Here is an 11,235-nt window from a genome sequence, read left to right on the forward strand (position 1 = left end):
GGCCTGCCAAATGATAGCAATAGTTATTCTCACCACGCCATGACCGGCGTGGCGGGTCAAAAAGCGCGGCGAAACGTCAGGTTATAACGCCAGGGACCGGCCAGCGGATGAACGCCTGGCTTCAGCGGCAGGATGCCGTGATAACGCAGGCGCGACGGCCCGCCCCACACCACAATATCGCCATGTTCCAGCAGCACACGCTGAGTCGTGTCGCCGCGCTCGAAGCCGCCAAACTGGAAAACCGCCGGCAAGCCCAGCGACACCGAAACGATAGGCTGGCGCAGATCTTTCTCATCTTTATCCTGATGCAACGTCAGCTTCGCGCCCGGTTCATAGCGATTAAGCAGGCAGGCATCCGGATTAAAGTCAGGGAATCCTGCCTCTGATGCCGCCTGCTGTGCCAGAGTACGAAACAGCGGCGGCATGGGTGGCCATTGACGTCCGTTGAGGTTGTCCTGCTGCTGATAATTGTAGCCACGTGAATCCACCGACCAGCCAAAATCGCCGCAGTTGGTCATCGCCACCGACATGCGATGGCCGCCGGGCGTAATACGATGGGCAAACGGGTTCTGTTCCGCAATCGTCATGATCTGCTGATAAAGCGCTTCTGCATCTTCGCGCGCGCGACGCCGCAGGATCACAGCACCTTCAGCCAGCGGCTCCTGCCAGGGTTGCTCTTCACTAAAAAGATCTAACATCAGGGTGCTCCGGATTTGTCGGGGATCAGGAAGGCAGCAAACTGCGGCGACATCCAGCTGACAAATTTATCGCCCTGCTTACTAATCAGATAGACCGCCAGATGCTCTTTTATCGCCAGCGCTTTGGCTTTTTCAGTGCCGAGTACCATCAATCCGGTATCCCAGCCGTCGGCTTCCAGTGCCGTAGTGGCGATCACCGTGGCGGAGACCAGTTTATGCTCAATGGGCCGTCCGGTAACGGGATCGATCACATGAGAAATGCGCTTGCCGTCCAGTTCATAATAGTTGCGATAGCTGCCGGAGGTGCTGATACCGTGTCCCTGCAGATCAACGCGCGCCTGAACTGCATTTTCGCGATCGGTCGGTTTCTGAATCGCGACCCGCCACGGCTGCTGCTGCGCATTCAGACCACGACTCAGCACTGCGCCCCCGACCGATACCAGATAGTTGTTGATGCCGAGCTGCTCCATCAGCCGCGCCAGATGATCGGTTGCGAAGCCCTCGCCCACCGTTGAGAGATCCACATAAAGGTCAGGCAGATCTTTCTGCAGCCACTGCCCGTCTGCGCCCTGCACCACCCGCAGATGCTGTAACCCGGTCTGCGCCCGGGCGGCGGCGATCTGTGCCGCATCCGGCGTATGACGTGGCTGTTTCGTCGGCCCAAAACCCCACAGGTTAACCAGTGGCCCGACGGTGATATCCATCGCCCCGCCGGTTTTGCGGCCAATTCGCAATGAGGTAGTGACAATATCCGCCATATTTTCACTCACCGGCTGCGGTGACATATCCCGGCTCTGGTTGAAGCGCGATAACACGGAATCGGCTTTCCAGGTTGAGAGTTCGGCATCGTCCGCGTCCAGCCGCTGCTGAATGCGCTGCTGCAGCTTCGCTTTACGTTCGCTCTCCACTCCCGCCAGGCTCACACGCCAGACGGTTCCCATCGTTTTTCCTTCCAGTACCAGTGCGGTTGTTGCCGCTGGCTTATCACAGGCTGCCAACATCAGTACTAACATCGCTATAAACAGCAGATTAATCTGAGAACGCATCTTCCCTCACTTGTAACACTTTATTCAGCTCTGCTACAAAGCATAAACTTCGGGTAAATTAGCTTAAATAGCGTTGAATCTTTTTCTGAATCACGAGAACATTCACCGGTCATCTATCCTGACCCCGCCTCCCGACAGGCGATAAACATTAATTCAAAGTAAGGAGCTACAGATGATTTATGCGATTCTCGTTATTGCCCTGGGTCTGTTTGTTTACGGAAGTTATAAAGTGGTCGAACAGCGTCGTCATCGTCATATGACGCCTTCCCGGCCGCGCCATTAACAGGCCTGGCTGCACCTGATTGGGGCAATGCCTCTCTTACGCGCGCGGCAAGTGTACCAAAACGGGCGCGCCGTCTGTGGCTGTGAGAGCGGTAAAGCTGGCATGAATTCTGCACTGTTGAAACAGTGTTTATCTCTGAGAGGTGCAGAATGAAAAATTCACAGAAGTGGCCAACAGCGTGGCATCACTGGCTGAGCTTTTCAGCCTTTACGCTGGCAGGTGTCGCATTTGAAGGTGCACGATTCGGCAGTGTTGTGTCGTCGGTAACAACAGCACCAGAACCCACGAAGTGGCGAAAGGCTGAAGCGCTTAGCCCGGAAGGCGATGCAGGAGCGCAGCGGTAACTGCGCTCCCTGACAACTCAGAACGCTTAGAACTGGTAAACCAGACCCAGTGCCACCACGTCGTCGGTATTGATACCGGCTGCGTCGGTGAACGCGTTGTCGTCCAGCAGGTTGATCTGGTAATCAACATAGGTAGACATGTTTTTGTTGAAGTAGTACGTCGCGCCAACATCGATATATTTTTTCAGATTCTGTTTGCCCCAGTTCTGAACATCGGTGCCGCGTGAGGTGACATAGGCCAGAGATGGACGCAGGCCGAAGTCAAACTGATACTGTGCAACCAGTTCCCAGTTATCCGCTTTATCCGCATAGCCATAGGCTTCAGAGTCGCTGCTGCCGAAGCGGGTTGCGTTAAACGAACGTGAGTACATCGCTGCCAGATAGACGTTGTTCGCGTCATATTTCAGACCGCCTGTGTACACTTCCGCTTTATCGCCGCGGCCAAGAATACCTGACGTTGCGCTGTTCTGATCGTTGGTACGGTCAGACTGGAAAGCTGCTGCGCCAATGCCGAAGCCCTGACCCAGATCATAGGTGGTGCTCAGACCCCAGCCGTCGCCGTTCTGGCCCAGTACGTCACGGCCATTAGGTGATTCGCTGCTGTTGCCATTCTTACCCTGATACTGGACTGCAAAGTTCCAGCCATCCACCAGACCAAAGAAGTTATTGTTGCGGTAGGTCGCCATGCCGTTACCGCGCTGATACATGAAGTTATCCGCGCCATAGGTATCGCCACCAAACTCTGGCAGCACGTCGGTCCATGCGCCGATGTCGTAGGCTACGCCGTAGTTACGACCGTAGTCGAACGAGCCTGCATCCCCAAATTTCACGCCAGCAAAGCCGACACGGGTGAAGCTGTCAGCAGTGCCCTGAGACTCGGCGTTGTTCAGCGCGGCCTGGTATTCCCACTGGCCGTAACCGGTCAGCTCATTGCTGATTTCGGTTTCGCCTTTGAAGCCGAAGCGAACGTAGGATTGGTCGCCGTCAGAACTGTCGTTATCTGAGAAGTAGTGCAGACCGTCAACTTTACCGAAGAGGTCTAATTTGTTGCCGTCTTTGTTATAGATTTCAGCTGCGTTTGCTGATCCTGCTGCAACCAGCAATGCAGGGATCACCAGGGAGAGAACGCGACGTTTCATTTTATTACCCTCTGTTATGTGCCTTTATTATTTGCCACTGCGAACTGAATGATTAAAAATTCAGCCGGCAGGCCATTGTTGTTATATAACGGGCAATAATCCACCAGGAAAATGCTACTAAATTCCCAAAAGTGTTTCACAGATCGAAACAGTTATTTCTTAATGTAAATATCGGGGAACTAATAACCAGCACGGATCGATAAAAATCAGCGCACGAATCGTCAATCTCAATTTGTATTCTTTGTTATCAACAGGTTGCATCAGACACTTCTGAAGCACTGAATGATAAAACTTTTGCGGGATCTGGTAATAGAATAGACCCCGCTATCATCATTTATTCCATTATTACCTTCATTCTCCCCGAATGAGATGTACAACTTATTATTTCCCGCCGGACAAATCGTCCGGCATTTTTTTGCCTGAAATTTGCCGTTCCGTTATATCCGCGTAAACTTTCTTAAGCGGGTTAAATTAACTACGCCTCATTTCCGCACAGAGTGTTAAATTGCGCACGCTTTGCACACGGAATGATGAAATATCCGCCATGTTAATTTATCACCGTAATTAAGCAGGCGGATAGTGGGGGATGGTGCTGATTTTCAGCGCTCGCGCAGCGATTCTTTGACTTTATTCAGCGGCTTAATCAGATAGTCCATGACCGATTTCTGACCCGTTTTAATCTCCACGTTGGCCACCATACCCGGCACAATCGGGAATTTTCGTCCGGCACGGTTGGTCAGCTCGGCTTTCTGGGTACGAACGTAAACACGATAGTAATATTGATCGCGTTTTACCTCATCCTGCAGGGTATCGGGCGACACTGTTTCAACTTCGCCGGGCAGGTCGCCATAGATAGAAGAGTCATAGGCGGTCACTTTTACGGTGGCGGCCAGACCGGGGCGGATATAGGCGATATCACGTGGATTGATGCGCGTCTCAATCAGCAGCTGATCCTCCAGCGGCACGATTTCCATCAGCTTACCGCCTGGCTCCAGTACGCCACCGACCGTAGTGACCTGAATATCTTTGACGATGCCGCGTACCGGCGAGTAGAGCGTAGCACGCGTCAGCTGATCCTCTTTGCCCGCAGCAACCTGCAGTTGTGCATCCAGTTCAGCATTGTTTTTCACCTGCTCTTCATGGGCGCGCACCAGATAGTCGTTACGCGCCTCATCAATTTTACCGCGCAGATCGCTGACCTGACGGCGCAGACGAATCACCTCGACCTGCCCTGCCGCGCCCTTAGCCACCAGCGGTTCCGTCAGCCGCAGTTCATCCTGTACCAGTTTCAGCGACTGCTGCAGGTTACTGATGGTTTCGGTGAGATTACGACGACGCGACTCGTAGAGCTGCCGTTCGCGCGTGACCAGATTCGGCTCCTTCAGGGTTTCGGCGCTGAACGTCAGCGGCGTGCCCGACAACTCCGCCTCAAGCCTTTCGGATGAGGCACGCAGCGTGCGCACTTTGGCCTGCGCTTCGCCGAAGTTGGACTGGAAGCGCGTCGGATCGAGCGTCGCCAGCACCTGCCCTTTCTCAACAATATCGCCCTCATGCACATTCAGCTGTTTGACGATGCCGCCGTCAAGGCTGTCAATCACCTGCGCCCGGCTGGAGGGCGTGACTTTGCCGGTGCCGACGGTCACCTCATCCAGAATGGCGAAGTGCGCCCAGATAAGAAAAATCGCCAGCGCGGCGGTGCAGAGCCAGATAATTGCCGATGTCCGGCGCTCATGACGGGCAAGATCTTTATCAACAATAACCAGACTCATACAGCATCTCCTTTCCCTGGCGTCGCTGGCGTCGTCGCACGGCGCAGTATCTCGTCACGCGGACCATCGGCCACAATCCGGCCGTTATCCATCACCACAATACGGTCGACCATCTTCAGCAGCGCCGGACGGTGCGTCACCAGCACCAGCGTCCGGCCACTGATCCAGCCCTGTAACTGACGGATCACATGTTCCTCCAGCTGTTCATCCATGGCCGCAGTCGGCTCATCCAGCAGCACCACCTGCGGCTGCCGCAGGATCATCCGGCTCAGCATCACCATCTGACGCTGCCCGCCTGACAGCCCGCGTCCGCCTTCATTGATAATGCGATCCAGACTGGCGGCATCCTGCTGGACCAGCGACAGCGCGCCGCTGATGCGCAGCGCCTGCAGCATCTCCTGTTCGCTGGCGTGAGGATTACCCAGCATCAGGTTCTGCCGCAGCGTGCCAAAAAAGAGACGGGTGTCATGCGACAGCCAGCCGAGCTGGCGGCGTAAATCGACAGGATCGATACGCTCAATGTCGACGCCATCGACAATGACCTTGCCCTGAGTGGCCAGCGCCTGACCGGCCAGGATCTTCAGCAGCGTCGACTTCCCTGCCCCAACTTTGCCCAGAATGGCAATCTTCTCGCCGGGCTTGATCTGCAGCTGCTGCACGTGGAGCACATTTTTTTCATTCTCTTCATCATAACTGTAATGCACATTGCGCAGATCGTACTGGCCGGTAAGCGTCGGACAGTGCGCCAGCGTGGCGGCTTCAGGCTGATCGAGAGGCTTTTTCAGCAGCTCATCCAGCCCTTTCATCGCCATTTTGGCGTGCTGCCAGCGTGAGAAAACCATGGTCAGCTGCATTAATGGAGCGATGGTGCGGGATGAGAGCAGGCTACAGGCAACCAGCGTACCGGTGGTGATTTGCGAATCGAGCACCAGATAGACACCAAACACCAGCATCCCCGCATAGGTGAGCTGCTGCACGGTCGATGCCCAGCCGGTCAGGCGTGCGCCCCATAACCGCTGCTGATTGCTGATTGAAGCGCTGACTTCGTGGGTCTGTTCCCACTGACGCTGGAAATAGGGTTCTGCCTGCAGCGCCTTGATATCCTCAATCCCTTCGATGGTTTCCACCAGCACCGCATTGCGCAGCGCGCCCTCGCGCAGCCCCTCTTTAGCCAGCCGCGCCATCGGGATCTGCACCAGCAGGCCGGGAATAACGATCAGCGGAATCGCCGCCAGCGGGATCAGCACCAGCCAGCCGCCCACAAACGACATGATAAACAGGAACAGGATGACAAACGGCAGATCGGCTGCTGCACCCACCGTGGTTGAGGTCAGCAACTCGCGCACCTGGTCGATCTCACGCAGCTGCGAGATAAAGGAGCCGGTCGATTTTGGCCGCGCCTCATTACGGATACTCATCGCCCGGGCAAACAGCATGGCCGAGACTTTGAGGTCGATGCGTTTACCCATCAGGTCTGACACCTGGGTTCGCATCAGCCGGATCACATACTCAATGGCCGCGGCGATCAGCACCCCGACAAACAGCACCCAGAGCGTGGACTGCGACTGCGCCGGAATCACCCGATCGTAGACCTGCATCGAAAAGAGGATACCGGCCAGCGCCAGCACATTGCTGATCACCGAGGCCAGCGAGATCTCGGTGATACGGCGCCCCATGCCGCGAAAATTTTTCCAGAACCAGTGTGGCTCATAGGGCTGAACAAATTCGTCGATGCGCGCATCCCGACCACGCGCCGCCACGCCAATCACGCCGACATCGCCCTGAGCGCGGGCCAGCAGTTCCGATAAGGCGCTTTCACGCACCACATCACCGCCTTCACTGAGCCAGTAGCGTGCGCTGCCGTCGGCATCGATGCTCTCCAGCACCGCCACGCTGGCATTTTCCAGCACCAGCACTACCGGGGTGATCTCCTGACGCCAGCGCAGTTTGTTCTGCGGCACCATGGTCAGATGCAGTCCGAGCAGCCCGGAAAGCCGCTCCAGCTGCTGCGACACCGGCAGATGTTCAAACCAGCGCATCTGCTGACGCAGGGTTTTGCCATCGGCAGGTTTACCGAATCGCGCGGCGACGCGCAGCATGGCGGCAATCCAGTTATCGGTATTCAGGGTTGATGTACTCATTATTAATGCCTTATCGCTATTGCAGCGAAGGAAGGAGATCGCCGCTGCTTTGCTGGCGATCGATACCCATGATATCGAGCAGATTGTCTACCGCGGCGGCATAGCGCACGGTGGCGTCCCAGCCATCGTAAAGCGCGGTGATACGTGAGCTGTCGGCCTGAAACACATCCTGTTCCACGCTCAGCAGATCGTTCAGGCTGCGCTTACTCAGACGATATTCATCGGCGTAGACATTACGGGTATGGTCGGCGCTGGCCAGCTGCACTTCTCCGGCGGCCTGCCGCTGCTGTGCCCCGATCATGTCGGCATAGGCAGTCGAGGCGTTCTGATTGATGGCGAGTTTGGCCTGCTGCACCGCAGCCTGTGCCGCTTCGCGATCGCCCTCCGCTGACTCAGTTTTGGCATTCACCATGCCGCCCTGATAAAGCGGCGCTTCCACCTGCAGCTGTACTTCATCATCCCAGTAAGACGAACGATCGTTTTCATAGCGGGTCCGGCCCGCCTGCACTTTGATGGTCGGCCAGTGCCCGGACTGAGCCTGGCGCACCCGCTCACGGGCGGCTTCCTGTTTAGACTGCGCGCTGCGTACTGCGGCGCTGCTTTCATAGGCAATTTTGTCGAGGGTAATCTGCTGTTTCAGCAACGCCTGGGGCAGTTCGGGCAGCGTGGCGGGCACCACACCGGTCAGCACGGTCAGCTGCGCGGTGGCGGAACGCAGCTGGGCGCGATATTGCTCCAGCGTGGCCTGCATCGCGGCGATGCGGGTTTCCGCCTGCAAAACATCTGACTGGGAATTGAGTCCGGCATCGGCACGCAGTTTCGCAATATCCCGTACCCGCTGCAGCGAGGCAATATTGGTGTGCGCCGTTTCAGACAGCGCCTGGTAGCGTTTGACTTCGAGGTAGGCCTGTAGCGTATCTTCCGCCACGGTCGTCATCGAATCGAACAGGCCGAAACGATAGGCCTCTGACAGGGCATGCTGTTCATCAATGGCGCTGCCGGTGCGGCCAAAGTCGTAAAGCAGCTGACTGAGCGTGATACCGCCGGAGCCATTATTGTTCAGACTGCCAGCGGAGTCGGTCTGGTGAGAGCGTCCCGCGGCACCCTGCAGTGAGATCTGCGGATACCAGGCGCTGCGGGCGGCATCCAGATCCCCCTCACCGACGTGGATCTGTGCCGCCGCTTCCGAGATTTTCGGATTGCGGGCAAAGGCCCGGAGAATGGCGTCGCGCAGCGTTAAGCTGGCAATCTGTTCTTCGGTTGGCGCGGCGCGCCAGTTAAATTCAGCTTTCGGTAACGGTGCGGCAAAGGCCGCGGGCACTGCCACGCCACTCAGGGCGCACAACAAAAAAGTCAATCGCGCTTTGTTCATTATCCATACCAGCAGGGGTTCTTATCATCATGGTGTTTTTCCTGGTGAACAAAGCGAGCAAAAAGGGGTGTATCTCAGAGCCAGACAGCATTATTACGTTATTTTATTTATGGTTCGCAAGCGGGACGCTAAACGACCTTTAACATTATTAGATCATATCCCTCGTATATTCCTGCTAAAAACAGATGAATTCTTTAATATTTCTCCTGCATGGACGAAAAACAACCAACAAAGGAATCCATGCCAATGCAGACAGGCTTAACAGACCTGTCCGGAAGGCAGTGATTTTACTAATGTGTTGGCGTCAGACTATCGGCTGTGCCGCAGGATGCTGTAGCAGATGATCGGCAAGGGTGTAAGAAACATCGGAGAAGAGATGACTCTCCTGCGGAACGGCAGAGGCCGTGGAGGCGTGCGCCACGTGCGCGGTCTCCGCCTGCTGAGTCAGAGTGACCGTTTCCAGCAGGTGATCCACCGTCTGATTTGCCACCAGGCTGCCCGTTTCGGTATGCGATGCCACCTGCACCGTCTGGCTGGCCGTAGCCAGATTACCGGCGCTGTCTTTGCCGCTGACCGTCATCTGATACTCACCATCATCCAGCGGTGCCAGCTGTCCGGCCAGAATGGTCAGCGCCCAGCCACCATCCGCTTTTACGCTGGCGCTGTAGTGCTGATCGCCCAGCGTTAATTCTACCAGGCTGCCCGGTTGCAGATGGCTGGAGCTGCCCTGGATCAGATGCCAGCTGTTCACATCGGCGGAATCAATTTTGTTGTCATCAAAGGCGGTGTCGAGGGTCAGCGTCGGCCGCTGATGCACGGCGACGGTAAAAAGTGTCTCCCAGTTCTGAGTATCGCTGTTGCCATACTCATCGTGGCGATAAAAAGTGGCGGCGACCGGGCCATCCGGCAGCGCCATCAGCTCGCCGGAGGTGAGCGTCACCATGCCCTGCGCATCGGGCTGGTAGGTTTTGCCGTTGATCTCCAGCGTGTTGCAGCCCTCAACGTAGAAGCTCAGATCGTGCTGCGCCTCCTGATAGTTAAGCGTCATGTCATCGCCCAGATCCATTTCAGTGTAGATCGGAATAAAGCCGGTGTGGATATTCAGCTCATGCGTGGCATCCGTGTAGTTATTGGCCCCGTCGATCGACCAGGCGCGGATCTCGCCGAGGTTGATAAACGCGTTTACCTCTGCCGCCGGGATCACCACCTGCCAGTGGCCATCCTCGCCTATTGTGGCGGCATAATCTTTCTGGTTGGCCCCGGTGATCACCAGCCGGTGACCCGGCATCACGGAAGAGAGCGTGCCGCTCAGCAGCAGATCCTGCTGGGTTTCCGCCAGATTAATCACGTCGTCCGACGTAACCTTATCAAAGGTAATTTTTGGCAGGCTGCTCAGGTGGGTAATCAGCGTCAGGTCATGATAATCGGTTGCGGTTTTTCCATTCGGATCGGTCGCCGTCACTTTAAGGCTGTAGACACCATCCTGCAGCGCCTGCATATCGCTTTCCTGGAAAGTGCCATACCACTTGCCGTCGCTTTCCATGTGGGCAGTAGTGGTCTGCGTGCCCAGGGTTAATTTCAGCAATGACCCCGCCGGCAGGTGCGTTGCGCTGCCGCTGATTTCAACGCCGTAAATGCTCTCAGCAATATTTACCGCGTTGTCGCCACTGACCGTGTCTACTGTCAGAGTCGGTTTGATGGTGCGATCAACATAGAGACCAAAATCGACGTCGGTCGTGGTGCTGTGGCCCGCTTTATCGGTGATGGTCAGCGCCAGGCTGTGATTGCCATCCGGCACCCCTTTCAGGGCATCAGCCGGCATGGAGGCGTTCCAGTAGCCCCACTTGTTAACGGTGCTGTGCCAGCTCTGGTCGTTAAACGTCAGCGTGACCGTTGAGCCCGCTTCGCCTTCAGCCCTGCCGCGCAGATGCACCGGCTTTTGCGCCTCCCAGGCGGCAATGACGCCATCTCTGGCAATCGGTTCATAGGGGCGCAGAGCAGCGGGTGGCGTACTCTCAACCGCGCTGACCGCCAGGGCACTGTAGTTGAGCGGGCTGCTATGCGGTGACTCCGCAGAGAAAGGGGTGACGGGCAGATTAAGACTCTGCGTTGCGACTGGCGCAATGGCGGGCAGCGCGCTGTCGGCGACGGCAAAGTCGCTCACCGCCGTCTGGAAAATGGATTCGAACCGGACGGAACGAAGCGTATCGCGTGTTGACATAGGTAACCTCAGTTCAGAACAGAAACGCAGACCAAAACGCCCGGATAAACCGGACGTTAAGACTGACGATGGGTAGTGGGTCAGCTGACGCTGCCCGTTTCCGCTGGTCGGAACTGATTACCCGCAGGTAACAGGGATGATGAAAGAAGACGCTGATAAAAGCGACAAATGGAGCCAGAATGCTGATTTACGGCGTCACGCCGTTTGCTGCGCTTACCCTAA

The 11,235-nt window shown here is 56.3% G+C and carries 9 protein-coding genes; 2 read left to right on the plus strand and 7 right to left on the minus strand.

The annotated features are described in order from the left end of the window. Positions 1-56: 56 nt before the first annotated feature. Positions 57-698, minus strand: coding sequence for a DNA oxidative demethylase AlkB (alkB, locus tag AC6I8C_RS12890; protein ID WP_098052776.1), 642 nt, complete (start codon positions 696-698; stop codon positions 57-59). Then, complete coding sequence (gene apbE, locus AC6I8C_RS12895) at positions 698-1,744, minus strand: FAD:protein FMN transferase ApbE (RefSeq protein WP_497822712.1); 1,047 nt, start codon at positions 1,742-1,744, stop codon at positions 698-700. Before apbE ends, alkB begins: the two co-directional genes overlap by 1 nt. Positions 1,745-1,916: 172 nt before the next feature. On the opposite strand from apbE, the gene AC6I8C_RS12900 reads away from it, so the two are divergent. Beyond that, positions 1,917-2,027, plus strand: a complete 111-nt coding sequence (locus tag AC6I8C_RS12900) for a hypothetical protein (RefSeq protein WP_013358547.1) — start codon at positions 1,917-1,919, stop codon at positions 2,025-2,027. A gap of 149 nt (positions 2,028-2,176) precedes the next feature. Continuing rightward, a complete protein-coding gene (locus AC6I8C_RS12905) occupies positions 2,177-2,371 on the plus strand; it encodes a hypothetical protein (protein WP_497822713.1) in 195 nt (64 codons plus the stop codon). 26 nt (positions 2,372-2,397) lie between these two features. Here the strand turns inward: AC6I8C_RS12905 and ompC are convergent, their stop codons facing one another. The 5 genes from ompC to AC6I8C_RS12930 form a co-directional block, all read right to left on the minus strand. Continuing rightward, positions 2,398-3,510: a porin OmpC gene (gene ompC, locus AC6I8C_RS12910; protein WP_497822714.1), complete on the minus strand. Its 1,113-nt coding sequence runs from the start codon at positions 3,508-3,510 to the stop codon at positions 2,398-2,400. A 599-nt stretch (positions 3,511-4,109) separates the two neighbouring features. After that, a complete protein-coding gene (locus AC6I8C_RS12915; RefSeq protein WP_013358550.1) occupies positions 4,110-5,279 on the minus strand; it encodes a beta-barrel domain-containing protein in 1,170 nt (389 codons plus the stop codon). Then, positions 5,276-7,420, minus strand: coding sequence for a type I secretion system permease/ATPase (locus AC6I8C_RS12920; protein WP_497822715.1), 2,145 nt, complete (start codon positions 7,418-7,420; stop codon positions 5,276-5,278). The genes AC6I8C_RS12915 and AC6I8C_RS12920 overlap by 4 nt, the downstream gene beginning before the upstream one ends. A gap of 16 nt (positions 7,421-7,436) precedes the next feature. Continuing rightward, the gene (locus tag AC6I8C_RS12925; RefSeq protein ID WP_013358552.1) at positions 7,437-8,792 is read right to left on the minus strand and encodes a TolC family outer membrane protein; all 1,356 of its coding nucleotides are present in this window, start codon (positions 8,790-8,792) and stop codon (positions 7,437-7,439) included. Positions 8,793-9,096: 304 nt separating this feature from the next. After that, positions 9,097-11,013 carry an Ig-like domain-containing protein gene (locus tag AC6I8C_RS12930; protein ID WP_497822716.1) on the minus strand — a complete coding sequence of 639 codons (1,917 nt, stop codon included), beginning with the start codon at positions 11,011-11,013 and terminating at the stop codon, positions 9,097-9,099. Positions 11,014-11,235 lie beyond the last annotated feature (222 nt).

It is taken from the genome of Pantoea sp. X-Soil-YNGN-844 (genome assembly GCF_059730595.1).